28 protein-coding genes and 1 tRNA gene are annotated in these 26,626 nt (G+C 55.3%); 12 read left to right on the forward strand and 17 right to left on the reverse strand.

From position 1 onward, the window contains the following. The first annotated feature begins 138 nt into the window (after positions 1-138). A complete protein-coding gene (locus AFL22_RS08500; RefSeq protein WP_031592002.1) occupies positions 139-1,896 on the forward strand; it encodes a sulfite reductase subunit alpha in 1,758 nt (585 codons plus the stop codon). A 111-nt stretch (positions 1,897-2,007) separates the two neighbouring features. Here the strand turns inward: AFL22_RS08500 and sspB are convergent, their stop codons facing one another. From sspB to zapE, 5 genes are all read right to left on the reverse strand, one after another. Next, positions 2,008-2,493: a ClpXP protease specificity-enhancing factor gene (sspB, locus tag AFL22_RS08505; protein WP_010251939.1), complete on the reverse strand. Its 486-nt coding sequence runs from the start codon at positions 2,491-2,493 to the stop codon at positions 2,008-2,010. A gap of 3 nt (positions 2,494-2,496) precedes the next feature. Further along, positions 2,497-3,138, reverse strand: coding sequence for a stringent starvation protein SspA (gene sspA / locus AFL22_RS08510; RefSeq protein WP_009092481.1), 642 nt, complete (start codon positions 3,136-3,138; stop codon positions 2,497-2,499). Positions 3,139-3,469: 331 nt separating this feature from the next. Continuing rightward, positions 3,470-3,862: a 30S ribosomal protein S9 gene (gene rpsI / locus AFL22_RS08515; RefSeq protein ID WP_008925401.1), complete on the reverse strand. Its 393-nt coding sequence runs from the start codon at positions 3,860-3,862 to the stop codon at positions 3,470-3,472. A 15-nt stretch (positions 3,863-3,877) separates the two neighbouring features. Beyond that, entirely contained in the window at positions 3,878-4,306 is a 429-nt protein-coding gene (gene rplM, locus AFL22_RS08520; RefSeq protein WP_008925400.1) for a 50S ribosomal protein L13, read from the reverse strand. Between the two features lie 227 nt (positions 4,307-4,533). Then, positions 4,534-5,661: a cell division protein ZapE gene (gene zapE / locus AFL22_RS08525; RefSeq protein WP_022625259.1), complete on the reverse strand. Its 1,128-nt coding sequence runs from the start codon at positions 5,659-5,661 to the stop codon at positions 4,534-4,536. A 178-nt stretch (positions 5,662-5,839) separates the two neighbouring features. Between zapE and zapG the strand changes: the two genes are divergently transcribed. From zapG to degS, 3 genes are all read left to right on the forward strand, one after another. After that, positions 5,840-6,241 carry a Z-ring associated protein ZapG gene (zapG, locus tag AFL22_RS08530; protein ID WP_003848291.1) on the forward strand — a complete coding sequence of 134 codons (402 nt, stop codon included), beginning with the start codon at positions 5,840-5,842 and terminating at the stop codon, positions 6,239-6,241. 110 nt (positions 6,242-6,351) lie between these two features. Then, a complete protein-coding gene (gene degQ / locus AFL22_RS08535) occupies positions 6,352-7,725 on the forward strand; it encodes a serine endoprotease DegQ (RefSeq protein ID WP_052271180.1) in 1,374 nt (457 codons plus the stop codon). Between the two features lie 89 nt (positions 7,726-7,814). Then, positions 7,815-8,876 carry an outer membrane-stress sensor serine endopeptidase DegS gene (gene degS / locus AFL22_RS08540; protein WP_010251964.1) on the forward strand — a complete coding sequence of 354 codons (1,062 nt, stop codon included), beginning with the start codon at positions 7,815-7,817 and terminating at the stop codon, positions 8,874-8,876. A 151-nt stretch (positions 8,877-9,027) separates the two neighbouring features. Here degS and epmA read toward each other — a convergent pair whose 3' ends face one another. Continuing rightward, the gene (gene epmA / locus AFL22_RS08545; RefSeq protein ID WP_003848297.1) at positions 9,028-10,005 is read right to left on the reverse strand and encodes an elongation factor P--(R)-beta-lysine ligase; all 978 of its coding nucleotides are present in this window, start codon (positions 10,003-10,005) and stop codon (positions 9,028-9,030) included. 134 nt (positions 10,006-10,139) lie between these two features. Between epmA and AFL22_RS08550 the strand changes: the two genes are divergently transcribed. Then, a complete protein-coding gene (locus tag AFL22_RS08550) occupies positions 10,140-10,664 on the forward strand; it encodes a lipocalin family protein (RefSeq protein WP_010672015.1) in 525 nt (174 codons plus the stop codon). A gap of 55 nt (positions 10,665-10,719) precedes the next feature. On the opposite strand, the gene AFL22_RS08555 is transcribed toward AFL22_RS08550, so the two are convergent. From AFL22_RS08555 to efp, 3 genes are all read right to left on the reverse strand, one after another. Then, a complete protein-coding gene (locus AFL22_RS08555; RefSeq protein ID WP_003848302.1) occupies positions 10,720-10,854 on the reverse strand; it encodes an entericidin A/B family lipoprotein in 135 nt (44 codons plus the stop codon). 102 nt (positions 10,855-10,956) lie between these two features. Next, positions 10,957-11,088 (reverse strand): entericidin A/B family lipoprotein, encoded by a 132-nt coding sequence (locus tag AFL22_RS23290; protein ID WP_003848306.1) that lies wholly within the window; start codon positions 11,086-11,088, stop codon positions 10,957-10,959. A gap of 51 nt (positions 11,089-11,139) precedes the next feature. Beyond that, positions 11,140-11,706 carry an elongation factor P gene (gene efp / locus AFL22_RS08560; protein WP_010251979.1) on the reverse strand — a complete coding sequence of 189 codons (567 nt, stop codon included), beginning with the start codon at positions 11,704-11,706 and terminating at the stop codon, positions 11,140-11,142. Positions 11,707-11,749: 43 nt separating this feature from the next. Here efp and epmB point away from each other — a divergent pair, with 43 nt between their 5' ends. Beyond that, complete coding sequence (gene epmB / locus AFL22_RS08565) at positions 11,750-12,778, forward strand: EF-P beta-lysylation protein EpmB (RefSeq protein ID WP_033759609.1); 1,029 nt, start codon at positions 11,750-11,752, stop codon at positions 12,776-12,778. Positions 12,779-12,831: 53 nt separating this feature from the next. On the opposite strand, the gene AFL22_RS08570 is transcribed toward epmB, so the two are convergent. The 5 genes from AFL22_RS08570 to AFL22_RS08585 form a co-directional block, all read right to left on the reverse strand. Further along, entirely contained in the window at positions 12,832-13,179 is a 348-nt protein-coding gene (locus AFL22_RS08570; RefSeq protein WP_052271181.1) for a DUF4156 domain-containing protein, read from the reverse strand. 303 nt (positions 13,180-13,482) lie between these two features. Next, positions 13,483-13,638 (reverse strand): DUF1508 domain-containing protein, encoded by a 156-nt coding sequence (locus tag AFL22_RS23295; RefSeq protein WP_010251985.1) that lies wholly within the window; start codon positions 13,636-13,638, stop codon positions 13,483-13,485. Positions 13,639-13,855: 217 nt separating this feature from the next. After that, entirely contained in the window at positions 13,856-15,505 is a 1,650-nt protein-coding gene (gene groL, locus AFL22_RS08575) for a chaperonin GroEL (protein WP_010251987.1), read from the reverse strand. Positions 15,506-15,554: 49 nt separating this feature from the next. Continuing rightward, complete coding sequence (locus tag AFL22_RS08580; RefSeq protein ID WP_022625257.1) at positions 15,555-15,848, reverse strand: co-chaperone GroES; 294 nt, start codon at positions 15,846-15,848, stop codon at positions 15,555-15,557. A 460-nt stretch (positions 15,849-16,308) separates the two neighbouring features. After that, a complete protein-coding gene (locus AFL22_RS08585) occupies positions 16,309-16,770 on the reverse strand; it encodes an FxsA family protein (protein ID WP_010251992.1) in 462 nt (153 codons plus the stop codon). Between the two features lie 328 nt (positions 16,771-17,098). Between AFL22_RS08585 and aspA the strand changes: the two genes are divergently transcribed. The 6 genes from aspA (at position 17,099) to AFL22_RS08615 (ending at position 22,825) form a co-directional block, all read left to right on the forward strand. Next, positions 17,099-18,535: an aspartate ammonia-lyase gene (gene aspA / locus AFL22_RS08590; RefSeq protein ID WP_010251996.1), complete on the forward strand. Its 1,437-nt coding sequence runs from the start codon at positions 17,099-17,101 to the stop codon at positions 18,533-18,535. 111 nt (positions 18,536-18,646) lie between these two features. Further along, positions 18,647-19,948 carry an anaerobic C4-dicarboxylate transporter gene (locus AFL22_RS08595; protein WP_033759606.1) on the forward strand — a complete coding sequence of 434 codons (1,302 nt, stop codon included), beginning with the start codon at positions 18,647-18,649 and terminating at the stop codon, positions 19,946-19,948. Positions 19,949-20,012: 64 nt separating this feature from the next. Beyond that, positions 20,013-20,327 carry a divalent cation tolerance protein CutA gene (gene cutA / locus AFL22_RS08600; protein WP_052271182.1) on the forward strand — a complete coding sequence of 105 codons (315 nt, stop codon included), beginning with the start codon at positions 20,013-20,015 and terminating at the stop codon, positions 20,325-20,327. After that, positions 20,303-22,003, forward strand: coding sequence for a protein-disulfide reductase DsbD (locus AFL22_RS08605; RefSeq protein WP_052271183.1), 1,701 nt, complete (start codon positions 20,303-20,305; stop codon positions 22,001-22,003). Before cutA ends, AFL22_RS08605 begins: the two co-directional genes overlap by 25 nt. Positions 22,004-22,066: 63 nt before the next feature. After that, complete coding sequence (locus AFL22_RS08610) at positions 22,067-22,642, forward strand: transcriptional regulator (protein ID WP_010252014.1); 576 nt, start codon at positions 22,067-22,069, stop codon at positions 22,640-22,642. A gap of 107 nt (positions 22,643-22,749) precedes the next feature. Then, a tRNA-Phe gene (locus AFL22_RS08615) sits at positions 22,750-22,825 on the forward strand. A 262-nt stretch (positions 22,826-23,087) separates the two neighbouring features. Here AFL22_RS08615 and AFL22_RS08620 read toward each other — a convergent pair. From AFL22_RS08620 to AFL22_RS08630, 3 genes are all read right to left on the reverse strand, one after another. After that, positions 23,088-24,257 carry a Gfo/Idh/MocA family oxidoreductase gene (locus AFL22_RS08620; protein WP_052271184.1) on the reverse strand — a complete coding sequence of 390 codons (1,170 nt, stop codon included), beginning with the start codon at positions 24,255-24,257 and terminating at the stop codon, positions 23,088-23,090. A gap of 10 nt (positions 24,258-24,267) precedes the next feature. Next, on the reverse strand, positions 24,268-25,185 hold the full coding sequence (locus AFL22_RS08625) for a TIM barrel protein (protein ID WP_052271185.1): 918 nt from the start codon (positions 25,183-25,185) through the stop codon (positions 24,268-24,270). Positions 25,186-25,335: 150 nt separating this feature from the next. Further along, positions 25,336-26,361 carry a LacI family DNA-binding transcriptional regulator gene (locus tag AFL22_RS08630; protein ID WP_010252022.1) on the reverse strand — a complete coding sequence of 342 codons (1,026 nt, stop codon included), beginning with the start codon at positions 26,359-26,361 and terminating at the stop codon, positions 25,336-25,338. Between the last annotated feature and the right edge of the window lie 265 nt (positions 26,362-26,626).

A 26,626-nucleotide genomic window follows, 5' to 3' on the forward strand; every position in this document is an offset into this window, starting at 1 on the left:
CCGGATTAATCGTTGTACCGGACAGATGCAGCACCGCTCTCCCCTGTCGCACACACTGCAGCGCGGGAAAGCGGAACCGCTTTCACACCGGACAATGCCACTGATGACGGGCGAGAACGGGATTGAGTAAAAGTACCCATGAAAATTCCTTATATTCCAGAAGATGCACCTTTTAATGGCGATCAGAAGTACTGGCTGGCTGGCTTTCTTGCGGGTCTGCACTCCCGTTTGCTGGTATTAGAAGACAAGCAGCAACCCGCCGCGGGCACAGGCGCAGCCGCGACGACGCAACTGCACATTCTTTATGGCTCACAGACCGGCAATGCTGAAGCACTGGCGCAGACCGCAGCGAAGTCTGCGCGCGCTAAAGGTCTGGTGCCGGTGGTTCAGGCGCTGGGCGATGTCGATCTCGACGTATTTGCCACCATGCGCCATGTACTGATCGTCACCTCGACCTATGGCGAAGGTGAAATGCCGGACAACGCGCAGCTGTTCTGGGATGCGATCTCTGCCAGTACCGCACCGCGTCTGGAGCAGATGCATTTCGCCGTGCTGGCGATTGGCGATACCGGCTACGATGGCTTCTGTCAGGCGGGCAAGTTTATTGATATGCGCCTTGAGCAGTTGGGCGCGAAACGCGTGGTTGATCGTATCGATTGTGATATCGATTTTGAGGAGCCTTCCAGCGAGTGGCTGAACAGCTCAATGCCACAGTTTGCCGCCAGCGCGGGCAGCAGCGGCACCGTGCTGGAAAGCGCGCCTGAAGCGCCAGTCATTCCAGGCAGCAACAAATCCAATCCTTACGCCGCCGCGCTGATCACCAACAAGCGTTTGTCAGGCGAGCAGTCAGCCAAAGATATTCGTCATTTCGAGTTCGACCTGTCTGACAGCGGCCTGAAGTATGAAGCGGGCGATGCGCTGGGCGTAATTCCGGTCAACGAGCCGTCGCTGGTCAGCCTGCTGCTGACCCAGCTTAACGCGGACTACGAGACGCCGGTGCCCGGCTTTGATCGCAGCCTTGGCGACCTGCTGACCTATCAGTTTGAGATCTCAGAGCCGTCACGCAAGTTAATCGAGTGGGTCGGACAGAACACCACCAACCAGGAGCTGCGTCATGTGTTACAGCATGATGATAAAGATGCGCTGGGCGTGTGGCTGTGGGGCAAAGATACCCTTGACCTGCTGCAGCTTGAACTGACGCGCACGCTGGCGGTACCCGAGTTTGTCGCGCTGCTGCGTCCGCTGCAGCATCGCGCTTACTCTATTTCATCCAGCTCTAAAGCCCATCCTGATCAGGTGCATCTGACCGTTGCCTCGGTGCGTTATCACAGTGGCGGCCGTAATCGCGGTGGCGTCTGCTCAACCTACCTGGCCGAGCGTGTGCGTCGCGGTGAGAAGCCCGCCATCTTTATCTCACCCAATAAATCGTTCCGCGTGCCTGCCAACAACAGTGCACCGCTGATCATGGTGGGACCAGGTACCGGTATTGCGCCATTCCGTGCCTTCCTGCAGGAGCGCCAGGCAACCGGCGCGCAGGGGAAAAACTGGCTGTTCTTCGGCGATCAGCATCAGGAACATGACTTTATCTATCAGGATGAATTACTTGCCTGGCGCGATAATGGCTTGCTGACGCGTCTGGATCTGGCGTTCTCACGCGATCAGGAGAAGAAGATCTACGTGCAGAGCCGGATGCTTGAACAGGGTGCTGAGTTGTATGCCTGGCTGCAGGAAGGGGCTTACTTCTATGTCTGTGGCGATGCATCGCGTATGGCGAAGGATGTGGATAATGCGCTGTATGAAGTGGTTCGCCAGTTTGGTGGTCTCTCCACCGAGCGCGCTGCTGACTATGTCGATCAGCTGAAGAAAGAGAAGCGCTACCTGCGCGACGTCTATTGATCGCGATGGTCTGCTGAAAAAATCCGGCTTGCGCAGGCAGCCGGATTTTTTTATGGCCGACAGGCAAAAAAATACCCGTCGGATGGACGGGTATTCGCTGTTATGTCACTGCTATTTCACTACGCGCAGTGAAGGTCGTCCACCACGTGGCGGTGGATCGTCATCAGGCGGTGTCTCGTCATCGCTGGCATCGTCAGGACGATCACCATCAATCACCGACATCATAGTCTCTTCCTGACCCTCTGACGCCTCATGCGTGCCCAGCTCGTAAGCCGGTTCCGGTTCAAACATCGTCCCGGCGCCATTTTCACGCGCATAGATTGCCAGAATCGCCGCCATCGGCACGTTAACCTGGCGAGGAACGCCACCAAAGCGGGCGTTGAACGACACCTGATCGTTTGCCAGATCGAGGTTACCGACAGCACGTGGCGCAATGTTCAGGACTATCTGACCATCGCGCGCATACTCCAGCGGCACCTGCACACCCGGCAGATTTATGTCGACCACCAGATGCGGCGTCAGCTGGTTGTCGAGCAACCAGTCATAAAAGGCGCGCAGCAGATAGGGACGACGTGCAGTAAGTTGCGACATTTCCATACGTTAAGCCCGGGCTTGCAGCCGCATTTCACGTTCAGCTTCAGTTAATGAAGCGAGGAAGGAGTCACGCTCAAATACGCGATTCATGTAACCTTTCAGCTCTTTTGAACCTGAGCCGATCAAATCGATACCCATTGACGGCAGACGCCATAACAGCGGAGCCAGATAGCAATCAACCAGGCTGAACTCTTCGCTCATGAAATAAGGCGTACGGCCAAACAGTGGCGCGATAGCCAGCAGCTCTTCACGCAGTTGCTTGCGTGCCGCTTCCGCTTCCTGACCGCTGCTGTTCTCTACTTTCCTCATCAGGCTATACCAGTCCTGCTCGATGCGGTGCATCATCAGGCGGCTATCACCACGGGCAACCGGATAAACCGGCATCAGTGGCGGATGCGGGAAGCGCTCATCTAAATATTCCATGATGATGCGTGATTCATACAGCGTCAGCTCACGATCTACCAGCGTCGGTACCGTGCGATACGGATTGAGGTCAATCAGATCCTGCGGCAGGTTATCCATTTCGACCTGCTCGATCTCTACGCTGACACCCTTCTCCGCCAGGACGATACGTACCTGATGGCTGAAAATGTCAGTAGGACCAGAAAACAGCGTCATTACCGAACGTTTGTTGGCAGCGACAGCCATGAAAACCTCCAAGTTTGTTCACAAAAAGATACTGCGAATAGCCAACCACACGGCGACTCACTTGCTTATCGAACTCGCACGCAACCTGGTTAGCTGCGTCACTGATACTGACGCCCCGACAGTGGGGAGGCGCATAACGCACCGGCCTGCGGGCGCAAAGTGACACAGAGTTTACCAGATTTTAGGCTGCTTGTGGGCGTGGAATGAATCTTTGCAGGTAAATTGAGCGCGGCGTTACGGTTTTCGCGGACAGTTTATGGGAAGGCAGAAAATAAAAAACCCGCCGAAGCGGGTTTTTTGAGCCAATTGCCGCAGCCGGAGCTGCAAACAATTAACGCTTGGAGAACTGAGGACGACGACGTGCTTTACGCAGGCCGACTTTCTTACGTTCAACCTGACGCGCATCACGCGTTACGAAGCCAGCTTTACGCAGCTCGCCACGCAGTGATTCGTCGTATTCCATCAGAGCGCGGGTGATACCGTGACGGATCGCACCAGCCTGACCAGAAATACCGCCACCTTTAACAGTGACATAGAGATCGAATTTACCAACCAGGTCCAGCAGCTCAAGCGGCTGACGAACTACCATGCGGGCAGTTTCGCGACCGAAGTACTGTTCCAGAGAACGTTGGTTAATTACGATGTTACCGCTACCCGGCTTAATGAATACGCGAGCGGTAGAGCTTTTGCGGCGACCAGTGCCGTAGTTTTGAGTTTCAGCCATTGCCTTTAATCCCGATTAAATGTCAAGAACTTGCGGTTGCTGTGCCGCATGGGTGTGCTCGTTGCCTGCGTAAACTTTCAGTTTACGGTACATAGCACGACCCAGCGGGCCCTTCGGCAGCATGCCTTTAACCGCGATCTCAATCACACGCTCAGGACGGCGAGCAATCATCTCTTCAAAGGTCGCCTGTTTGATACCACCGATGTGGCCAGTGTGGTGATAGTAGATCTTGTCAGTACGCTTGTTGCCGGTTACAGCAACTTTTTCTGCGTTCAGAACGATGATGTAATCACCCGTATCAACGTGCGGAGTGTATTCCGCTTTATGCTTACCACGCAGACGGCGCGCCAGTTCAGTCGCCAGGCGACCCAAAGTTTTGCCCGTTGCGTCAACTACAAACCAGTCACGTTGGACGGTTTCTGGTTTAGCTGTAAAAGTTTTCATCGAAAAGCTTACCCAAATTAAGTTACACGTTGGTGAAATCCCAAACGCTTAAGTAAACGAATGAGGCTCACACGACCATTTTGACCAGCAAGCCACCCCTTCGGATAGAGTTACTGGAACACAGAGGATTTGGGAAAAAAATCCTTTGCTGTAACGTGGGGTCGCAAGATTATAGAGAAGTCGGTTACAAAAATCGAACCCTATTTCGGTATTTATCCCGATTATTCTCACGGCAGGTGCGGTAAACGCAGATACTCTTCGCTCTGCATCTCCTGAAGTCGGGATAAACAGCGCTGGTATTCAAACTTCAGCCGCGTGCCCTGATAAATCTCGGTCAGTGACGTTTCTGCCGCGACCACCAGCTTCACATGACGTTCATAGAACTCATCGACCAGTGCCAGGAAACGCCGTGCCTGATCTTCGGTTTTGTAGATCATTACCGGCACGTCATACAGCAGCACACTGTGAAAACGGCGCGACAGCGCAATATAGTCATGCTGGCTGCGCCCTTCGCCACACAGGGTGGTGAAATTAATCGCCAGCACGCCCTCGCTGACGCCCAGCGTCGGCATCTGGCGGTGATTAATTTCCAGAACCGGCGCATCTTCAGGCTGGCTGCCCGACAGCGCTTTAAACATCCGCGCCATTTCAGCGTGCGTCTCTTTGTTCAGCGGAGAGTTCCACAGGTGCGCGGAGGTCAGCGTGCGTAACCGGTAGTCGATACCGGCATCCACATTCATCACATCACAATGACGTTTGATCTGCTCGATGGCAGGCAGGAAGCGCGCGCGCTGCAGACCATTGCGATAGAGATCATCAGGCGGAATGTTCGAGGTGGCCACCAGCGCAATGCCGCGTTCAAACAGCGCTTCCATCAGCGTGCCCAGCAGCATCGCATCGGTGATATCGGAGACAAAAAATTCATCAAAACAGAGGATGTCCGTTTCCGCTTTGAATCTGTCCGCAATAATCAGTAACGGATCGCTCTGCCCCTGAAGCTGCGTCAGCTCTTCATGCACCCGCAACATAAAGCGGTGGAAGTGCAGACGCAGTTTGCGATCGCCAGGAATAGACTGAAAAAAGAGATCCATGACCCAGGTCTTACCGCGACCGACACCGCCCCACATATAGAGTCCACGTACCGGTTGTGGCGTCTCGTTTTTCTCTTTACCGATCAATTTTGACAGGCGACCCAGCAGGCCGGATGTGGCAGGCGCGGCGGATTGTTGCCGGGCAACCAGCGCCTGCTGCAGCGCGTCTAAACGGGTAATCGCTTCACGTTGTACGTCATCGGGCCTGAATTCGCCCTGCGACAGCGCCTGTTCATAGCGTGCAAGCGGAGTTGAGGTTTGCATTGTTGTTTCAAAGTCCCTGAATGGTGTCTGATTCATACCACGGTTGCTGAAAAAAAGGCCGTTCTACACTAAGCCATGCTGCTCCAGAGTTCCACATCCATAAGATTAACGGGTATAGTGACTATTATTGAAATGGTGCAATGCCCTACGGAACAATGGAAATAACACGGGAGTCATTATGACCTGGGAATACGGGCTAATTGGTTTAGTGGTAGGTATTATTGTCGGCGCAGTCGCCATGCGTTTTGGCAACAAAAAGCTGCGTGAGCAGCGCAGCATGCAGTACGAGCTGGAAAAATCGAAAGCGGAGCTGGCGGATTATCGCGAAGAGCTGACCAACCACTTCGCGCAGAGCGCGGAGCTGCTGGACAACATGGCGCGTGATTATCGTCAGCTCTATCAGCATATGGCAAAAGGCTCAAATGACCTGCTGCCGAATCTGCCTGGCCAGAAAAATCCGTTTGCCTATCAGCTGACTGAAGCCGAAGCGGACAACGATCAGGTGCCGGTGCAGATGCCGCGCGACTATTCTGAAGGCGCATCCGGTTTACTGCGTGGCGAGCGCCCTGCCCGCGACTAATCTTTTTGGGGCGCAGCCTGTCTGCGCCCGCTGTTTTTGCGAACCCTGACCGCAAACGACTGTCACACTTATTAATTCCTCCCACCTTTTGCAGCGAGAGCGTTGTAGCAATGAAAAAACAAGCACGCCTGTTTAGCGCATTAGCCCTGAGTATTGGGATGAGCCTTGCCGCCGCGCCAGACGCGATGGCAACGCTGCCAGCACAAATTGCGGGCCAGCCGCTGCCGAGTCTGGCACCGATGCTGGAGAAAGTGCTACCTGCCGTGGTCAGTGTGCATGTGGAAGGCACTGATTCGGGTGCACAGGCTCAGGATATTCCTGAACCGCTGAAGCGTTTTTTTGGTCAGATGCCTGGCGGAAATAGTCAGCCACAGCCGTTTGAAGGTTTAGGTTCTGGCGTGATCATCGATGCCGCGAAAGGCTACGTGCTCACCAACAATCACGTAGTCAACGGTGCGGATAAAATCAACGTACAGCTTGGCGACGGCAGTGAATATGAAGCCAAACTCATTGGTCATGATGAGCAGACCGATATCGCGCTGATTCAGATTCAGGGCGCAAAAAACCTCACGCAGGTGAAAGTCGCGGACTCTGACCAGCTGAAAGTGGGTGATTTCGCGGTAGCGATCGGTAACCCGTTCGGGCTGGGACAGACGGCCACCTCCGGTATTATCTCCGCACTGGGCCGTAGCGGCCTGAACCTGGAAGGGCTGGAAAACTTTATTCAGACCGATGCCGCGATCAACCGTGGCAACTCAGGCGGTGCGCTGGTCAACCTTAATGGTGAACTGATCGGTATCAACACCGCGATTCTCGCCTCCAGCGGCGGTAACATCGGTATCGGCTTTGCTATCCCGAGTGATATGGCGATGAACCTCGCGCAGCAGCTGATTAAATTTGGTGAAGTGAAGCGCGGTCAGCTCGGCATCAAAGGCACTGAAATGACAGCCGATATGGCTAAAGCATTCAATGTCGATGCACAGCGCGGCGCCTTTGTCTCTGAAGTCTTACCGCAATCTGCCGCGCAGAAAGCGGGCGTGAAGTCAGGCGATATCATTACGTCGATCAACGATAAGCCGATTACCAGCTTCGCTGAGTTGCGCGTGAAAGTAGGAACCACGCCGCCAGGTGACCAGGTTAAGCTTGGCCTGCTGCGTGAAGGTAAGCCATTAACGGTTACCGTTACGTTGGAGCAGAGCGCACAGAGCACCGCCAGCGCACAGCTGATGTCACCCGCGCTTCAGGGCGCAACCCTGAGTGATGGACAGACTAAAACCGGTGATAAAGGCGTGAAGGTCGATACCATCGAAAAAGGCACACCGGCTGAACAGGTTGGTCTGCAGAAAGATGATGTGATTATCGGCGTTAACCGCAACCGGGTTCAGACCATTGCTGAAATGCGTAAAATACTGGAAGGGAAACCGCCGGTACTGGCACTGAATGTGGTGCGCGGCGATGAAAGTATCTATCTGTTGTTGAGATAAACCTCGCATTACGGCGGACACAAGCACGTGTGTGTCCGCCGCTCTCATGCTATTCTCCCCTGCGATCTCCCCTGGCGTAATTTAACACCATGTTTCTTAAACTTTTGCGTGCCGTGGTGCTGGGCCTGATTGTGGCGGGTATTTTGCTCGCAGCACTGCCTGCACTGCGTATGGGCAGCGACGCCCTCTATAACCACGAAAATATTACAGACGAAACGCCCTTTAGCTTCAATCAAGGGGTGCGCCGCGCCGTGCCTGCCGTTGTGAACGTTTACAATCGTAGCGCCCACGGCAACAACAATCGTGGCATCACGACCCTGGGTTCAGGGGTGATCATGAATGCAAAAGGCTACATCCTTACCAATAAGCATGTGATCAATAATGCCGATCAAATTATCGTGGCGCTGCAGGATGGCCGCTTCTTTGAAGCGACGCTGGTGGGTTCCGATGGCATGACCGATCTGGCGGTACTGAAGATCACGGCCTCCGGCCTGCCCGTTATCCCCATCAATCCAAATCGCCAGGCGCATATCGGGGATGTGGTGATGGCTATCGGCAACCCCTATAACCTCGGTCAGACGGTCACGCAGGGCATCATCAGCGCCACGGGCCGGGTTGGCTTAAGCTCATCAGGCCGACAGAACTTCCTGCAGACCGATGCGTCAATCAATCAGGGTAACTCCGGCGGCGCGCTGATTAACTCGCTAGGCGAGCTGATGGGCATTAACACCCTGACCTTTGATAAAAGTAGTGATGGTGAAACCCCGGAAGGGATTGGTTTCGCCATTCCAACCGTTTTAGCCTCGAAGATCATGGATAAGCTGATTCGTGATGGTCGGGTGATCCGCGGCTATATCGGCATTACAGGGCGTGAGCTGCCGCCGCTGCATGGACAGGGCAGCAATCTGGATCGGGTTCAGGGCATTATTGTCAGCGTGGTCACGCCAGATGGGCCAGCGGATAAAGCCGGGATTCAGGCCAACGATGTGCTGCTCAGCGTTAATGGCAAGCCGGCCATCTCCGCGCAGGAGACCATGGATCAGGTGGCAGAAATTCGCCCGGGTTCAGTGATTGATGTGCAGGTACTGCGAAACGATCAGAAACTGACGCTGCCGGTCACCATTCAGGAGTTTCCTGACAGCAGTAGTTAGCTGAAACCTGTGCCAGGTCAGGGATGGCCCGGCTGATCGCAAAGAAGGCCGCCATCCATGGCGGTCGGCCTCGCCATCCTGGCTCGGACGCTTTGCTCTTCATCCGGGCCAACCCTTCCCCTCTAATCCGCCATCGTTTGAGATTAACCGATTAGCAGCGATCCACCGGAAACGCGATGACATCGCTCAATGACTCCGCTTTCAACGCCAGCATGATCAGGCGATCAATACCCAGTGCGACCCCGGAACAGGCTGGCATGCCATGCGCCAGCGCATCCAGCAGATATGTATCAATAGGATGCACAGGCAGGCCGCGTGCCGCACGGCGACGGTTATCCTGCTCAAAACGCTGACGCTGCTCACGGCTGTCGGTCAGTTCACGGAAACCGTTCGCCAGCTCAATACCTTTGTAATAGACCTCAAAGCGTTCGGCCACGCGGTGATCTTCGGTGCTGATCTCCGCCAGGGCTGCCTGGCTGGCCGGGAAATGATAAACGAAGCAGGGTTTATCCTGACCAATCTTCGGTTCCACACCCAGCATAAACAGCAGCATCAGTAAGGTATCGCGATCCTCTTCTGCACGCGCCAGCTCGCCTTCACCCAGCTTCTCTGCCGCTTCACGCAACTGCGCTTTATCCGCTGACAGCGGATCCAGCTCAAGATGGCGGATAAACGCCTGCTGATAGGAGAGCGACTCAGCGCTGTCACACTCCAGCACCTGCTGCATCAGATCGTCGACTTCGTTCATCAGACGGTACATATCATAATGCGGCCGGTACCACTCCAGCATGGTGAATTCCGGGTTGTGGTGACGTCCCGCCTCTTCGTTGCGGAAGCTGCGCGCCATCTGATAGATCGGGCCACTGCCCGCCGCCAGCAGGCGTTTCATATGATATTCCGGGCTGGTCATCAGCCAGAGATCGCGCCCCTGCGCAGCGCCAGGCCCGACAAAACGCGTCTGGAATGGCACCAGATGGATATCGGTAATGGTGGCCTGGCTCATCGCCGGCGTATCCACTTCCAGCACGCCGCGATCGGCAAAGAAACGACGCACTTCTGCTAAAATAGCGGCGCGTTTTAACAAATTGGCGATGGATGCGCTTGGTTGCCAGCTTGCCGTTTCGCTCATGGTGATGACTCCTGATACAAATTAGGGGGGAAGTCTACCTGCAATGCCTGCGGCAAACAATCTCGTGCCCGTACTGCCAAAAACAGCGTTTCGGCTTCTATACTTAAGCGGTTAAATCACAAAGGAATCCCACTATGTCTCCATGGAAAACAGTTGTTGCCAGCCTGAGTGCTTTTCTCTCTGTCGCCTGCAGCACTACGCCGCCAAAGAACGTCACGGTCGTAGATAACTTTGACAGCCAGCGCTATCTCGGTCAGTGGTATGAGATTGCCCGCCTTAACCATCCTTTTGAGCGCGGCCTTGAACAGGTAACAGCAAACTACAGCCCGCGTGAAGATGGCGGCCTGAAGGTAATCAACCGTGGCTATAACGTCAAAAAGCAGCGCTGGCAGGAGAGCGTCGGCAAAGCCTACTTTACCGGTGAACCCACGCGGGCTTCTCTGAAAGTCTCTTTCTTCGGCCCCTTCTATGGCGGCTATAACGTGATTGCTCTCGATCCTGACTACCGCTATGCGCTGGTATGTGGACCGAATCGCCACTATCTCTGGATACTGTCACGCACACCCCAACTGGAGCCGGGCGTAAAAGAGAAACTGGTTGATCAGGCGCGTCGGGATGGTTTCCCGGTTGAAGAGTTAATCTGGGTAAAACAGAAATAGTGCAGAATCTGACAAGCCGGTACGAAAAGCATTTCGTACCGGTTGGAATAACAGGTTACTTCGTGCTGTTCTGAATCGCCTGGCCGCCCGCTTCGACATCTTCACCTACGCCACGCGTTGTATTACAAGCTGTGAGCAGGGAAGAGAGCACCAGTACAGAGAAGATTGCAGCAATACTTTTCTTTAACATAACAATGTCCTTTTTGATGGATGTAAAGTACAGCGCTTTAAGCATAGCCGGATTTACGGCAGTTGCTGCTGGCGAGACTTTAAAAAGGACAATCAGTTAAGGTCATTTTGCTGCTCGCGAAATGGCACCACCTAAGTGAGAGACATCTTCGCCAAAACCGTGGAATGTGTTGCAGGCGCTTAGCGCAGAGGAGACCAGCAACGCGAACGCGATTAATTTTGCCAGCTTGATCATTTTTTTCTCTCAGACAAGAAAAAGGCGCACCAGAAGATGCGCCTGCGAATCTTATTTCACGCGTGACACGTATTCGCCAGAGCGGGTGTCAACTTTCACCACTTCGCCCTCTTGCACGAACAGTGGCACTTTCACCACGGCACCGGTAGAGAGTTTAGCTGGCTTGCCGCCAGTCCCTGCGGTATCACCTTTCAGGCCTGGATCGGTTTCGATAACTTCAGCTTCGATAAAGTTCGGCGGCTGAACGGCGATTGGACGACCGTTCCACAGCGTAACGATACATTCAGCGTTATCCTGCAGCCATTTCGCTGCATCGCTTACCGTCTTCTCTTCAACCTGGAACTGCTCAAAGCTTTCCGGATGCATGAAGTGGTAGAACTCACCGTCGTTGTACAGGTAGTTCAGGTTGGTATCTACTACGTCAGCGCCTTCGGCGGAGTCGGTAGATTTAAAAGTTTTCTCAACGCGAGAACCCGTCAGCAGGCGACGCATTTTAACGCGCGCGAATGCCTGACCTTTACCCGGTTTAACGAACTCACTGGATTCGATGGCATACGGCTCGCCTTCGAACATGATTTTAAGACCGGGACGGAAATCGTTGCTAGAATAAGTCGCCATGAAGGCCCTCTACGAAAATTGACACTGGTACTAAGCCAAAAAAATGGCACACATTGTAACCCTAAAAACACCTTCCAGAGAAGATTGGTTGCAGCAACTTGCGGATGTTGTCACCGAACCTGATGAATTACTGCGGATTTTAGCCCTTGATCAGCACACTGAGCTGGCTGAAGGTGCGGATGCGCGGCGTCTTTTCGCCTTACGTGTACCGCATGCGTTCATCCGCCGGATGAAAAAAGGCGATGCGCACGACCCGCTGCTGCTTCAGGTACTGACCCGCCGCCAGGAATTCACTGATGCGCCAGGTTATAGCACCGATCCGCTCGATGAACAAAGCAACGTTGTACCTGGATTGCTGCATAAATACCGAAACCGGGCTTTATTGTTGGTAAAAGGCGGCTGCGCCGTCAACTGTCGCTACTGCTTCCGTCGTCATTTCCCCTATCAGGATAATCCCGGCAACAAGCGTAGCTGGCAGGCTGCACTGGACTATATCGCCGATCATCCCGAGCTGGATGAGATCATTTTCTCCGGCGGTGACCCGCTTATGGCGAAAGATCATGAGCTCGCCTGGCTTATCGCCGCGCTGGAACAGATCCCCCATCTGAAACGTCTGCGCATCCACAGCCGGTTACCGGTGGTGATACCGGCGCGCATTACCGATCAGCTCTGTCAGATGCTCAGCGAGACGCATCTGCAGGTGGTGATGGTGACGCACATCAACCATGCGCAGGAGATTGATGATGAGCTACGTGAGGCGATGAGCAGCCTGAAGCGTGCTGGAGTGACCCTGCTGAATCAGAGCGTCCTGTTGCGTGGCATCAACGATAATGCGCAGACGCTGGCCACCCTGAGCAATGCGCTATTTGATGCCGGCATTCTGCCCTACTATCTGCACGTGCTGGATAAGGTACAGGGTGCGGCGCATTTCTTTGTGTCAGATGACGAGGCCCGCCAGCTGGTGCGTGCATTACTGTCACAGGTCTCCGGCTATCTGGTGCCAAAGCTGGCGCGTGAAATTGGCGGAGAGCCAAGTAAAACACCGTTAGATTTACAGTTACGTCAGGAATAAAAACGGCCAGCAAAAGGCTGGCCGGTTCAATTTGGCAGACTGCCTGATTCACATTATGGGCACTTGTAGACCTGGCCGGTCATTTTGCTGTCGAGTGGCGCGAACGCGGACAACAGGTTCTGCGTCGGACTGGTTGCTCCATAAATCACGTTACCGCCCATATCCGCTGCGCGATTGCGCAGGTCGTTTGCTGCGCCACGCAGTGCACTGGTTTCGCCGCCCGCACCGCTCAGCCAGTTGCTCTGTGAGCCGGTAATATTGCCCAGAAGCTGACAGGTATTGCCAGGCTGCTGATCGGTGAACGTCACGCGCTGTCCTGCTGAAGAGAGTTGCGTAGAGCTGCTGCAGCCCGCCAGCAATAACGCGCCAGCCGTCAGTCCGAGCAAGAGGTTAATCCGCATTGTAATCCCCATTTATTATCATCAGAGTCGGGTGGCAGCGTAGCAGAAAAAGGATTTTTCTTTCTGCACATTCATTGCCCTTATCCCGTTATATCGTCTCAATATTTCACGCCGCTTGCAGGCTGGCAAGCGTGCCGATGCTGGTGAATAAAATGAAGCCAGTCGATCAGTCGGCGCAGCCGCAGACAGCGTGACATATCAAGAGGAAAGACGAACGATTGCGCCTTACTTATACTATTTTCCCACCCAAAAGAAAAACCCCCGACCGTTTCCGATCGAGGGTGATGTCAGAGCGTGATGCCCTTAACCGGTGTAGCCATTACGTCGTGCATTTTCGATGCAATCGGCTTTGTTAACGTAGCCCTGACTGGCGGCGCCGGTAATATTGCCGTTGGGCGCCGTTCTTCTCCAGCGCCACTTGTGTGCTTCGTCCTTATAAAATTCCCATTTATCGTGCATTTTAATTTTCCTTAATCTGTTGCTTATCCCTTTCAGAGCGCACTATTTTGCGCCGGGCTCTAAGTTAGAGCATCCCGCCCTGACTAAACCATGATGCAGAACATAAAAAAAGTTAATGGGTTTTTCCTGCTGCTGCCAGCATTCAGACGCTGAAAAAGAAAAACCCCCGACCGTTTCCGATCGGGGGTTCTTTGATGACTTAAACAGTCAACGGCAATTACATCATGCCGCCCATACCGCCCATGCCACCCATACCGCCAGCGCCGCCGCCTAAATCAGGTGCGTCGCCTTTTGGCAGGTCAGTGACCATACATTCGGTCGTGATCATCAGACCCGCAACAGAGGCCGCGTACTGCAGAGCAGAACGGGTCACTTTGGTTGGGTCCAGGATACCGAAGTCGATCATGTTGCCGTACTCTTCAGTCTGCGCGTTGTAACCGTAGTTACCGTCGCCCGCTTTCACGTTGTTAGCGACAACAGATGGCTCTTCACCGGCGTTAGAAACGATCTGACGCAGTGGAGATTCCATCGCGCGCAGCGCAACTTTGATACCGACGTTCTGATCTTCGTTCTGACCACGCAGATCAACCAGCTGTGCTGCCACGCGAACCAGCGCCACACCACCACCAGCAACCACACCTTCTTCAACGGCAGCACGGGTTGCGTGCAGCGCATCTTCAACGCGGGCTTTCTTCTCTTTCATTTCAACTTCAGTTGCTGCGCCTACTTTCAGAACGGCTACGCCGCCTGCCAGTTTCGCTACGCGCTCCTGCAGTTTTTCTTTGTCGTAGTCAGACGTTGCTTCTTCGATCTGCTGACGAATCTGGGTTACACGGCCCTGAATTGTCGCTTCTTCACCCACACCGTCGATGATGGTGGTGGTGTCTTTGTTGATCACAACGCGTTTTGCCTGGCCCAGATCTTCCAGAGCCGCTTTCTCCAGTTCCATACCGATCTCTTCAGAGATTACGGTACCACCGGTCAGGATAGCGATATCCTGCAGCATAGCTTTACGACGGTCGCCGAAACCTGGTGCTTTAACCGCAGCCACTTTCACGATGCCGCGCATGGTGTTAACCACCAGTGTTGCCAGCGCTTCGCCTTCAACATCTTCCGCGATGATCAGCAGTGGTTTGCCGGCTTTCGCAACGGCTTCCAGCACTGGCAGCATTTCACGAATGTTAGAGATTTTCTTGTCAGCCAGCAGGATGAACGGAGATTCCAGTTCAATCGCACCGGTTTCTGGCTTGTTGATGAAGTAAGGTGACAGGTAGCCGCGATCAAACTGCATACCTTCAACCACATCCAGCTCATCCTGCAGGCCGGTGCCTTCTTCAACGGTGATCACGCCTTCTTTACCCACTTTCTCCATCGCCTGAGCAATCAACTGGCCCACGGTTTCATCGGAGTTAGCAGAGATAGTACCTACCTGCGCAATCGCTTTAGAGTCAGAGCAAGGAACAGACAGCGCTTTCAGTTTCTCAACCGCAGCGATAACAGCCTGGTCAATACCGCGCTTCAGGTCCATCGGGTTCATACCCGCTGCGACCGCTTTCAGGCCTTCGGTGATGATAGACTGTGCCAGTACGGTTGCAGTGGTGGTACCGTCGCCCGCAGCGTCGTTCGCTTTAGAGGCAACTTCTTTCACCATCTGCGCGCCCATGTTCTCGAACTTGTCTTCCAGCTCGATTTCACGTGCCACAGAAACACCATCTTTAGTGATGGTCGGTGCACCAAAAGATTTATCCAGGACTACGTTACGGCCTTTAGGACCCAGGGTAACTTTTACTGCATCTGCCAGTACGTTCACGCCACGCAGCATTTTTACGCGTGCGTCATTACCGAATTTTACGTCTTTAGCTGCCATCTTTAAATATCCCTTAAATTCGTTTCGTTCAGTGAATTACGCGTAAAAATTACGCTTCAACAACGGCCAGAATGTCGCTCTCAGAGATGATAAGCACCTCTTCGTTGTCGATTTTCTCGGTTTTCGCGCCGTAACCTTCGCTGAAGATCACGATGTCGCCAACCTTCACGTCCAGCGGCTTAACGTCGCCACTCTCAAGGATGCGGCCATTGCCGACAGCCAGTACTTCACCACGGGTGGATTTACCGGCTGCGGAACCGGTCAGCACGATGCCGCCAGCTGATTTAGCTTCAACTTCTTTACGCTTGACGATAACGCGATCGTGCAATGGACGAATTTTCATTTGATAGCTCTCCTTTGAGAAGTCCAATCATTCAGTTTTGGGGTTGAACACCGGGCTGCATGGCTTCCGGCCTCGTGACCAGAGAGATAGGGCCGCTGCCACCCACTTTCAAGGGGGCGGACAACAAATTTTTTACCTGTGAGTGATAAGTGATGGCTTTTTGAACAGATGATGGGGCAGATAAAAAACGCAACCCGTAGGTTGCGCCAGCGTGCTGACAAACTCAGTACAGGATGACCCTGGCAGCAACGGCTAAGCTCAGGGCGCAGGAAACAGGGTCAGAAGAGGAAAGCGTCACGCGCCACGGATGGCGCGGGCCGAGCAGTCATGGATGACGATTTTGCGACTTTCCGATCTGACCCTGTTCCCTGTGCGGCTCCGGTCTCACAGCTGGCCGGGTCAGGTTTTTCAACAATCTCACGCAACCCGTAGGTTGCGCTTTCAGAGGTGACAGCTGCGGTTAACGATCCTTGTGATCGTCATGATGCTCAAGGCGATCGCTGTCTTTACGCTCGAACTCGCCATCCATGGTGTAGCCGCTGTCTGGACCGGCTCCCGGTCCCCGCCAGACGCGCAGATGAGGCATCAGCTTCAGCGTCAGATGTTTCTGCACCGGTGGCAGCAGCAGCAGCAGGCCCAGCAGGTCGGTAAAGAAACCAGGCAGCAGCAGCAGGAAACCGGCGATGATCAGCGACACGCTTTTGATCATCTCATTGGCCGGGCTTTCATTACGTGCCAGCTTCTCCTGCATCAGCATAAAGTTTTTCATGCCCTGATTTTTGACCAGCGAGACGCCGATGCACGAGGTGAAGACCACCAACAGCATGGTAAGCAGCACGCCCATGACGTGTGCAACCTGAATGAAGAGGGAAATCTCAATCCAGGCCAGAACGAAAAAGACTAATAACGGTATCCAGCGCACCGTACTCTCCTGTAAGTAGGGGCTGAACGGCAGCGTGCCGGTCAGCAGAAAGCGTTCATCCTGAGGATGATAAGAAAAGAGATGGGCACCCGCGCCGCCATTTTCAACCGATCCTGTCAAATTTATCCTGTGGGGTTAATTTTGTAACCAACTTCACATATCGTTAACCAGGCTGCAGCATTAAGTGATCTGCATGCGTGCTTTTCATATGCATCAGAATATGATCGCACACGCCCCTATGAAGACGGATAATATGTCGGCACGGGTACACCACGACAAAATAAACACATCCTTTGTGATGGTTAGCGGCAACAACAAGAAGGTTATCATGGCGAACAACATTCGTATCGAAGAAGACCTGTTAGGTATGCGCGAAGTTCCGGCGGATGCCTATTATGGCGTTCATACTCTGCGTGCGATTGAGAATTTTTATATCAGCAACAGCAAAATCAGCGACATACCTGAATTTGTCCGCGGCATGGTGATGGTAAAAAAAGCGGCGGCGATGGCCAACAAAGAGCTGCAGACCATCCCGCGCAACATTGCCGATACCATCATTAAGGCCTGCGACGAAGTGCTCAACAACGGCCGCTGCATGGACCAGTTCCCCGTGGATGTTTATCAGGGCGGTGCCGGAACCTCGGTCAACATGAACACCAATGAAGTGCTGGCGAACATCGGCCTGGAGCTGATGGGCCACCAGAAAGGGGAATATCAGTACCTCAACCCCAACGATCATGTGAACAAATGCCAGTCCACCAACGACGCTTACCCAACCGGTTTCCGCATCGCGGTCTACAGCTCGCTACTGAAACTGCTTGATGGCATCAGCCAGCTGGCCGAAGGCTTCCAGCACAAAGCCGATGAGTTCCAGACCATCCTGAAAATGGGCCGTACCCAGTTGCAGGATGCCGTGCCGATGACCCTCGGGCAGGAATTTCACGCCTTCAGCGTACTGCTGAACGAAGAGACCAAAAGCATTCTGCGCACCGCGGAACTGCTGCTTGAAGTGAACCTGGGCGCGACCGCCATCGGCACCCGCCTCAATACGCCGGAAGGGTATCAGCACCTGGCGGTACAGCGTCTGGCGGAAGTCAGCAACCTGCCGGTGGTGCCAGCGGAAGATCTGATTGAAGCAACCTCCGACTGCGGCGCCTATGTGATGGTCCATTCATCGCTGAAACGTCTGGCGGTGAAGCTCTCTAAAATCTGTAACGACCTGCGCCTGCTCTCCTCAGGCCCGCGTGCTGGTCTGAATGAAATCAACCTGCCAGAGCTGCAGGCGGGTTCCTCTATCATGCCCGCCAAGGTCAATCCGGTTGTACCGGAGGTGGTAAACCAGGTCTGCTTCAAAGTGATTGGCAACGACATCACCGTGACGATGGCCTCTGAAGCGGGCCAGCTGCAGCTCAACGTGATGGAGCCGGTGATTGGCCAGGCGCTGTTTGAGTCGATCAGCATTCTGACTAACGCCTGCTATAACCTGCTGGAGAAGTGCATCAACGGCATTACCGCCAACCGCGCAGTGTGCGAAGCCTATGTCTTCAACTCGATTGGTATCGTGACTTACCTCAACCCTTACATCGGCCACCACAACGGCGACATCGTCGGTAAAATCTGTGCGGAAACCGGTAAAAGCGTACGTGAAGTCGTGCTGGAGCGCGGCCTGCTGACGGAAAGTGAGCTGGACGATATCTTCTCGGTGCAGAACCTGATGTACCCGGTTTATAAAGCCAAACGTTATACTGATGAAAACGAACAGTAAGGTTTAACCGACGCTGGTTAACCAAAGGCACACCGCGATCAACACGGTGTGCCTTTTTTTTTGTTAAACAGCACACCCGGCTATTACCGGTTTATCTTTCAGGAGTCATTCATGTTTGTGGTTGAGCTGCTTATCGTCTTGATGGCGATCTGGTTGGGCGCACGTCTTGGCGGCATTGGTATCGGGTTCGCAGGCGGAATGGGCGTGCTGATCCTGACGCTGGGATTTGGCATGGCACCCGGTGCTATTCCGTTCGATGTGATTGAAATCATCATGGCGGTGATCGCCGCGATAGCCGCCATGCAGGTGGCAGGCGGCATGGATTATCTGGTGAGTCTGGCGGAACGCCTGCTGCGCCGCCATCCTCGCCACGTTACGCTGCTGGCCCCGCTGGTGACCTACCTGATGACGCTGCTGGCCGGTACCGGACATACCGCGTTCTCGACATTACCGGTGATTGCAGAAGTGGCGAAAGAGCAAGGCGTTCGCCCTTCCCGGCCGCTGTCGATTGCGGTAGTGGCTTCGCAGATCGCGATTACCGCATCACCCATTTCAGCCGCAGTGGTCTTCTTCGCCACCCTGCTTGAGCCGCGCGGCGTCAGCTATATCACGCTGCTGGCGATTGCCATCCCCTCGACCATGGTGGGCCTTTTCCTGGCGGCTCTGGTGACTAACTTCTTAGGCCGTGAGCTAAAGGATGATGAGGTTTATCAGGCGCGTCTCGCCAAAGGCGAAGTCACGCTGCGCGGCGCCAGCCTCTACCAGGCAAAACCGGGCGCGAAAAAATCGGTGCTGCTGTTTCTGACGGGCATTGTGGCCGTGGTGCTTTATGCCACCGCGACCAGCGCCAGCGTCGGGCTGATCGTCAATCCGCCACTGCCACGCAATGAAGCGATTGTGGTGTTTATGCTGACCATCGCCACGCTGATCAGCCTGACCTGCAAACTCGACACCAGCGAAATCCTCAGCGCCAGCACCTTTAAGTCCGGCATGAGCGCCTGTATCTGCGTAATGGGCGTCGCCTGGCTGGGCGATACCTTTGTGAAGGCACATCTGGCGGAGATTCAGATGCTGGCGGGCGATACGCTGAAAACCTATCCGTGGATGCTGGCGCTGGTGCTGTTCTTCGCCTCGATGCTGCTCTACTCGCAGGCGGCGACCACCAAAGCGCTGATGCCCGCCGCGCTGCTGCTGGGCGTTACGCCGCTTACTGCCATCGCTTCCTTCGCGGCGGTTTCGGCGCTGTTTGTACTGCCGACCTACCCGACCCTGCTGGCTGCCGTTGAGATGGATGACACCGGCTCGACCCGTATTGGCAAGTATGTATTTAACCATGCCTTTATCATTCCCGGCGTGATCGCCATTGCGCTGTCGGTGCTCTCTGGCTTCGTTTTTGGTGGATTGCTGCTATAGCGCACTCCTCGTGTTACGGATGGAGCGTGCTATCATCGGCGCTCTTTAAAACAGGAGTCACAGGATGAATGCTGTCGTTATCCTCTGCACCACACCCGATCAGGTCACGGCGGAGCACCTTGCTGGCTTAGCGCTGGAAGCCAGGCTGGCGGCCTGTGTCACACTGCTGCCGGGCGCCACCTCCTGGTATCTCTGGCAGGGAAAAATGGAGCAGAGCAGCGAAGTCCAGATGCTGCTGAAATGCGACAGCGATCATCAGCAGGCGCTGTGTGATCTGCTCAAAGACGCTCACCCTTACGATGTGCCCGAACTGCTGGCGCTGCCGGTTCAATATGGAGACAGTGAATACTTGTCATGGCTGCACGCATCTCTCGCTTAATTACGCTTCTGCTGACGCTGTTTATCGGCCTGCAGGCGCACGCTTCACTCTTTTCAAATCCGGCGACCAGTCGCTTTGTGCCGGTCGATCAGGCCTTTACTTTTGACTTCGACCAGCAGGGCGCGCAGCTCAACCTGCACTGGAAAGTGAAATCGGGTTATTACCTCTATCGCCAGCAGATCCACATCACACCGCAGAACGCGACCATCGCGCCGTTAACGCTGCCGGCCGGTCAGCCGCATGAAGATGAATTCTTCGGCAAAAGTGAAATCTATCCGCAGGATCTGACGCTGCCGGTGACGCTGCAACAGGCGGCCAGCGGCGCCACGCTCAGTGTGACTTATCAGGGCTGTGCCGCCGCCGGATTCTGTTATCCGCCAGAGACGCGCAGCGTTCCGGTAAGTGCGGTAACCGCCAGCAGCGCACCGCCGCCGGTCAGCGCTCAGCCTGCGCCCGCCAGCCCGCTGCCTTTCTCGCCGCTCTGGGCGCTACTGATTGGTATCGGTGTCGCGTTTACGCCCTGCGTACTGCCGATGTATCCGCTGATCTCCGGCATTATCCTTGGCGGACAGCGCCACTATTCGCTGGGCCGACTGTTCGCGCTGGCGATGGTCTATGTGCAGGGGATGGCGCTGACCTACACGCTGCTGGGAGTGGTCGTCGCGGCAGCGGGCCTGCGCTTCCAGGCCGCGTTGCAGCATCCTTATGTGCTGTTCACGCTCTCACTGCTGTTTATCGTGCTGGCGCTGTCAATGTTCGGCCTGTTTACGCTGCAACTGCCCGCCAGCCTGCAAACCCGCCTGACCCTGTGGAGTAATCGTCAGCAGGGTGGCTCGCTGCCCGGCGTCTTCCTGATGGGGGCACTGGCGGGTTTGATCTGCTCGCCCTGCACCACCGCCCCGCTCAGCGCCATTCTGCTTTACATCGCGCAGAGCGGAAATCTGTGGGCCGGTGCCGGGACGCTGTGGCTCTATGCGGTCGGAATGGGATTACCGCTGATCGCCGTGACCCTGTTTGGCAACCGGCTGCTGCCGAAAAGCGGCCCGTGGATGCAAACCGTTAAAGAGGGCTTTGGTTTTGTCATCCTGGCGCTGCCGGTCTTCCTGCTGGAGCGGGTGCTGGGCGATGCGTGGGGATTGCGGCTCTGGAGCCTGCTCGGCGTGGCGTTCTTTGGCTGGGCGTTCAGCGTCAGCCTGCGCGCCAGCAGCGGTAAGTGGCGCGTAGTGCAGATTCTCATGCTGGCCGCTGCGCTGATCAGCGCACGCCCGTTGCAGGACTGGGCCTTTGGCGGACCGGCGCAGCAGCAGGCTGTGGCACCGCTGCCGTTCCATACTATCCAGACGCCGCAGCAGCTTGATAGCGCGCTGCAGCAGGCCCGCGGCCGCATCACCATGGTCGATCTCTACGCTGACTGGTGCGTCGCCTGCAAAGAGTTTGAAAAATATACCTTTAGTGACAGCGCCGTGCGCGATAGCCTGAGTCAGGTACAGCTGCTCCAGGCCAACGTCACCGCCAACAACGCCAGTGATAACGTGCTGTTGCAGCACCTTCAGGTGCTGGGCTTACCGACGATTTTGTTCTTTGATGCGCAGGGCCGCGAAATCGCTGGATCGCGCATCACCGGGTTTCTCAATGCCGCCGACTTCCGGGCGCATTTGCAGAAACTTACCCCGTAAACAACACTGGAGTCAGGTCATTGCCCGGTGCATTACCGGGCCTGCATACCAGAGGAGAGTCACTTGCAGCGTGAACAGATACTCGAGCATGCATTGAATGTGCTTGAACAGAACGGCCTCGCCGCCACCCTCTCATTGGAAACCCTGGCGGGATCCGAATTAACCCGTGACCAGCTTCAGCAGTTCTGGCCCGATCGTGACGCCCTGCTCTACGATGCACTGCGCTATCACGGGCAGCAGATTGATACCTGGCGACGCCAGATCCTGCTGGATGAATCGCTGTCGCCCGACCAGAAGCTGATGGCACGCTATGAGGTCCTGAGTGAGCAGGTCAGCAAAGGACGCTTTCCAGGCTGCCTGTTTATTGCCGCCTGTAGCTTCTACCCGCAGCCCGATCAGCCCATCCATCAACTGGCCGAACAGCAGAAACGCGGCTCATGGCAGTTCACCCACGACATTCTGGTGGAGCAGGCGCTGGACAACCCCAGCATGGTGGCCGATCAGATGGAGCTGATTCTTGAAGGCTGCCTCAGCAAGCTGCTGGTGAAGCGCAATGTGCAGGATGTCGCCACCGCACAGCGGCTGGCGGAGGATGTTTACAGCATCGCGCTGTGCCGTAAAAATGGCGCGCTGGCCTGAGGTTTTACCCGCTTTGACTGAAAATCAGGCAATCAGTCACGTTTCCAGGGGTTTTTTAGTGAAAGCCGTTGACGACCCGCGGCCTTTACGGTTTAATGCGCCCCGTTGCCCGAATAGCTCAGTCGGTAGAGCAGGGGATTGAAAATCCCCGTGTCCCTGGTTCGATTCCGGGTTCGGGCACCAAAATTTAAAGAACCCGCCTCTGGCGGGTTTTTTGCTTTTGTGGAGCGAACCCGTTATCGAAGGTTCGATTCACTCGCCACATCCTGTGGCTCGCCCTCCGGGTCGCGCGATGCCACGCGATGCAAAAATGCTCCCGGCATTTTTGTCCGGGTTCGGGCACCATCTTTAAAGAACCCGCCTCTGGCGGGTTTTTGCTTTTGTGGAGCGAACCCGTTATCGAAGGTTCGATACACTCGCCACATCCTGTGGCTCACCCTCTGCTTCAGCACGTCACCCACACCGCACCGGCATCCGCCGATTTCACGCACTGCGCGACCCAGCGCACGCCCATTAATCCGGCATGCACGTCGGGATACCAGAAATTCTGCAGGAAGTCGGTGTCATGGCGATCGGTGGCATCCATCGCCAGCGCGAAGCGACGATAAAGATTGGACCAGGCTTCAAATAACCCCTCGGTATGCCCTCCGCCAATGCGGTCCTCTTCCAGCGCGCGCGGATTAAGATAGCCCATGCCGCGCTCCAGAATGCGCACTGGCTCGCCCTGCACTTCATAGCGCAACTGGTTCGGCTGCTCATCCCACCATTCCAGACTGGCTTTCGATCCGACGACCCGAATCTTCTGCCCGTGCATCGATCCGGCATTCACCGCCGACGCCCATAACGTGCCGACTGCGCCGTTATCATACTCCATCATCACAAAGGCGTTGTCCTCCAGCGGCGCACGCGACGCGACAAAGCTCTGACGCGAACAGAGCAGACGCGTCACTTTCAGCTGTGGCAACATCGTTTCTGCGATAAATAACGGATGCGTCGCCAGGTCGCCTAACACGTAACTCGGGCCGACAAAGCGCGGATCAACCCGCCAGCGGGTGCTTTCACTCTGCAACTCCACCGCCTCATTATGGAAGCCGTGGGCAAACTGCATGTTAACGATGCGGATCTCACCCAAAGCCCCTTCGGCGATCATTTCCCTGGCCTGATGAACCAGCTGATGCCCGGCGTAACCGTAGGTGACGCCAACAACCTTCTGCTTCTCCCGACTCAGCTGCTCCAGCTCATCCGCCTCTTCAACCGTAAAACAGAGGGGCTTCTCGCACACCACATGCAGCCCGGCATTAAGCGCCGCGCGGCAAATGGCGAAATGAGTATTATTAGGCGTGGCGACAGACACCGCCTCAATGCCATCTTCACGCGCGGCTTCCCCGGCGAACAGGCTGGCATAATCGGGATAACAGCGGTCCGGTGCCACACCCAGCGCCTGACCAAACTCACGCCCGCGTGCGGCATCAATATCAAACGCCCCCGCCAGCAGCACAAAGTTTCCGTCACGCTGTGCCGCAGAGCGATGGATATACCCAATCTGGCTGGTGCCGCCGCCGCCGATCATGCCCCAGCGCAGCGAGCGATTAGCCGCTTTTTTACCGTTAATCATGCTGTTGTCCTCAGAATCCTGTTGATCGGAGATAGTCCAGGCTGGCTTTAACATCCCGCAGACTGGTGTCGGCATGGCGCGGATCACGCTCCTGTTCGATGGTGATCCAGCCCTGATAGTTACGCTCAGTCAGCAGCGTGCGCACCGCCGGATAGTCAATTGCGCCCTGCCCCAGCGGACACATCACCCCCTGCGCGCAGGCAGTGAAAAAGTCGAGTCCGTGAGAGAGGGCGTCTCGCCAGACCCGCTGGTTAACGTCTTTGAAGTGGAGGTAATCGATGCGGGTCCAGTACTGTTGCAGCGAAGCGACCGGATCCATCCCGGCGTAATAGAGATGGCCGGTATCCAGGCATAAACCAGCCACCTGATGCGGAATATCACTGACCAGCCGCGCAAGCTCATCGGCAAACTCAATGCAGCCGCCCGCATGCGGATGGATCACCGGTCGCACGCCATACTCCTGCCAGGCAATCTCACTGAGAATGGTGATGTGTCGCATCATGCGCTGCCAGTCGTCAGCGGAGAGCCGTGGCGCTTTTTCTGACTGACCGGCATATTTCGCCCGCTCCGGATTCCCGAAGTCGATGATCACCAGATAAGGCGCGCTGGCGCCGGGCGTTTTGACGGCGGTTGGCACACTGGCCAGGGTACGGCACAGGTTGTGGGTCAGCGTCACCAGTTCAGGGAAATGCGCTTCACTGACCAAATCATCAAAAATCGTACCCGCCACCAGCGAAAGCTGATGCGCATTAAGCTGCCGGGTCAGTTCGGCTGCATCCGCTGGCAGATAGCCCCAGGGGCCAAGTTCGATACTGGGATAGCCAGCCAGAGCGGCTTCAGTCAGGACTTTCTGCCATGGCGGCAGCCAGGGATTAGCGGGATCGTCGACGCCCCAGCTACAGGGCGCATTAGCAATGTGAAAGGTCATGATATCTGCCTGTGCAGTGAGAACTGCTGGCAGTATCAAATGAAAATTTCATCTCAGACAACAATGAAAGTTTCATTTTTTGATAGAGATCGCGTTTAAATATTTCTTTATATGATAGTTTTCTATCAAATACCCGCTAACCTGCTCTTTCTACAGGTTTTCACGCGTCACGATTTCAAAGGGTACGGTCACCTGAGCAAAATGGTCGCGCTGTTCCATCCGGCTGTTGAGGCAGGTGGCGATCACCGCCGCAGCCATGGCATCAATACGATGGCGCAACATCAGCGTAATGGTGCCATCAATCAGCGCCAGCTCATCGCCGGGCAGCGGACCGTGGCACAGCAGATCGATCTGCCTGCGTCCGCTGTCACGCAGCGCCTGCACCACGCCCTCTATGCCGCCGCAGGGCGCATAAATCATCACCAGATCATCATGGGTGTCCAGCAACTGCCGGGTCGCCTGATAGCCTCCTTCACCCGACTCATGCGTTTTTAACGGTTCCAGTACCCGCTGGCTGATGCCTGACTCGCGCAGGTAAGAGCGGAAACTGATCTCGCTGCTCTCCTGGCAGGTAAAGCGGTGATCGCCCAGCAGCACCCCAACGCATCCCGGCTGACGCAGCAGATGCTGTGCCATCCAGGCCGCCGTACGTCCCGCTTTCTGATTATCAATGCCGATAAACCCCGCATGCTCACAGGGCGAGAAATCAGAAAAGAGCGCGTAAACCCGTACGCCCAGTCGTGACACATCCTGAATCGCGTGACGAATCAGCGGATGATCCAGCGCCACCAGCGCAATCACATCACTGCGCTGTGCCAGCAGACGCAGCGAGTGCGCCACCGCCTCCACTTCATGAATATCATGCCAGCAGAATTCAGGTTCGCTGCCCTGTGGCTGCTGCGCCTTCAGCTGCTGTTTCAGCACCTCGCCTAGCTGCTGATAAAACGAATAACGGGCAGGCAGCAGGATAAAGCTCACGCGAACTGTTGCCGCAGCGAGCGGCGATGTTGTCCGGATGTGTGCCTGCGTCAGGTGATAGCCCAGCTCGCGGGCCGCAGCCAGCACTTTCTGCTCGGTCACGCTGCGCACCGGCGCGCGTCCATTCAGCACCCGATCCACGGTGGCCACGCCCACGCCCGCCGCCTGCGCAATAGCGGTCATCGTCACTTTTGACATCATCCTTCTCCCTGCTTCTGCTCTCTGTAGCGCTGGCTGACGGCTACGCCTATATATTCTGTTGTCTGAGACATCAACACTCTATCGCGGCACAGCCATTTCCTCTCATTTATTTGATAGAAAGTCAGCGTTAATCTTGATCGTCCTCGCAAAATGAAACATTCATTTCTTTCTGCATTCTCTTTAAAACGCCCATTTGCTAAAACGGATAAAAATCCTGCGCCGATCGGGTTGATGGGATCACATCATTAAAAGGTTAGAGCGA

It is taken from the genome of Pantoea sp. CFSAN033090 (assembly GCF_001264395.1).
Classification (GTDB): domain Bacteria; phylum Pseudomonadota; class Gammaproteobacteria; order Enterobacterales; family Enterobacteriaceae; genus Pantoea; species Pantoea agglomerans.

What these genes read in the sequence shown, in the direction of transcription:
- AFL22_RS08500 (WP_031592002.1), top strand. Translation starts at nt 139, where the DNA reads ATGAAAATTCCTTATATTCCAGAAGATGCACCTTTTAATGGCGATCAG.
- sspB (WP_010251939.1), bottom strand. Translation starts at nt 2,493, where the DNA reads ATGGAAATGTCGCAACTTACTGCACGTCGTCCCTATCTGCTGCGCGCC.
- sspA (WP_009092481.1), bottom strand. Translation starts at nt 3,138, where the DNA reads ATGGCTGTCGCTGCCAACAAACGTTCGGTAATGACGCTGTTTTCTGGT.
- rpsI (WP_008925401.1), bottom strand. Translation starts at nt 3,862, where the DNA reads ATGGCTGAAACTCAAAACTACGGCACTGGTCGCCGCAAAAGCTCTACC.
- rplM (WP_008925400.1), bottom strand. Translation starts at nt 4,306, where the DNA reads ATGAAAACTTTTACAGCTAAACCAGAAACCGTCCAACGTGACTGGTTT.
- zapE (WP_022625259.1), bottom strand. Translation starts at nt 5,661, where the DNA reads ATGCAAACCTCAACTCCGCTTGCACGCTATGAACAGGCGCTGTCGCAG.
- zapG (WP_003848291.1), top strand. Translation starts at nt 5,840, where the DNA reads ATGACCTGGGAATACGGGCTAATTGGTTTAGTGGTAGGTATTATTGTC.
- degQ (WP_052271180.1), top strand. Translation starts at nt 6,352, where the DNA reads ATGAAAAAACAAGCACGCCTGTTTAGCGCATTAGCCCTGAGTATTGGG.
- degS (WP_010251964.1), top strand. Translation starts at nt 7,815, where the DNA reads ATGTTTCTTAAACTTTTGCGTGCCGTGGTGCTGGGCCTGATTGTGGCG.
- epmA (WP_003848297.1), bottom strand. Translation starts at nt 10,005, where the DNA reads ATGAGCGAAACGGCAAGCTGGCAACCAAGCGCATCCATCGCCAATTTG.
- AFL22_RS08550 (WP_010672015.1), top strand. Translation starts at nt 10,140, where the DNA reads ATGTCTCCATGGAAAACAGTTGTTGCCAGCCTGAGTGCTTTTCTCTCT.
- AFL22_RS08555 (WP_003848302.1), bottom strand. Translation starts at nt 10,854, where the DNA reads ATGTTAAAGAAAAGTATTGCTGCAATCTTCTCTGTACTGGTGCTCTCT.
- AFL22_RS23290 (WP_003848306.1), bottom strand. Translation starts at nt 11,088, where the DNA reads ATGATCAAGCTGGCAAAATTAATCGCGTTCGCGTTGCTGGTCTCCTCT.
- efp (WP_010251979.1), bottom strand. Translation starts at nt 11,706, where the DNA reads ATGGCGACTTATTCTAGCAACGATTTCCGTCCCGGTCTTAAAATCATG.
- epmB (WP_033759609.1), top strand. Translation starts at nt 11,750, where the DNA reads ATGGCACACATTGTAACCCTAAAAACACCTTCCAGAGAAGATTGGTTG.
- AFL22_RS08570 (WP_052271181.1), bottom strand. Translation starts at nt 13,179, where the DNA reads ATGCGGATTAACCTCTTGCTCGGACTGACGGCTGGCGCGTTATTGCTG.
- AFL22_RS23295 (WP_010251985.1), bottom strand. Translation starts at nt 13,638, where the DNA reads ATGCACGATAAATGGGAATTTTATAAGGACGAAGCACACAAGTGGCGC.
- groL (WP_010251987.1), bottom strand. Translation starts at nt 15,505, where the DNA reads ATGGCAGCTAAAGACGTAAAATTCGGTAATGACGCACGCGTAAAAATG.
- AFL22_RS08580 (WP_022625257.1), bottom strand. Translation starts at nt 15,848, where the DNA reads ATGAAAATTCGTCCATTGCACGATCGCGTTATCGTCAAGCGTAAAGAA.
- aspA (WP_010251996.1), top strand. Translation starts at nt 17,099, where the DNA reads ATGGCGAACAACATTCGTATCGAAGAAGACCTGTTAGGTATGCGCGAA.
- AFL22_RS08595 (WP_033759606.1), top strand. Translation starts at nt 18,647, where the DNA reads ATGTTTGTGGTTGAGCTGCTTATCGTCTTGATGGCGATCTGGTTGGGC.
- cutA (WP_052271182.1), top strand. Translation starts at nt 20,013, where the DNA reads ATGAATGCTGTCGTTATCCTCTGCACCACACCCGATCAGGTCACGGCG.
- AFL22_RS08605 (WP_052271183.1), top strand. Translation starts at nt 20,303, where the DNA reads ATGGCTGCACGCATCTCTCGCTTAATTACGCTTCTGCTGACGCTGTTT.
- AFL22_RS08620 (WP_052271184.1), bottom strand. Translation starts at nt 24,257, where the DNA reads ATGATTAACGGTAAAAAAGCGGCTAATCGCTCGCTGCGCTGGGGCATG.
- AFL22_RS08625 (WP_052271185.1), bottom strand. Translation starts at nt 25,185, where the DNA reads ATGACCTTTCACATTGCTAATGCGCCCTGTAGCTGGGGCGTCGACGAT.
- AFL22_RS08630 (WP_010252022.1), bottom strand. Translation starts at nt 26,361, where the DNA reads ATGTCAAAAGTGACGATGACCGCTATTGCGCAGGCGGCGGGCGTGGGC.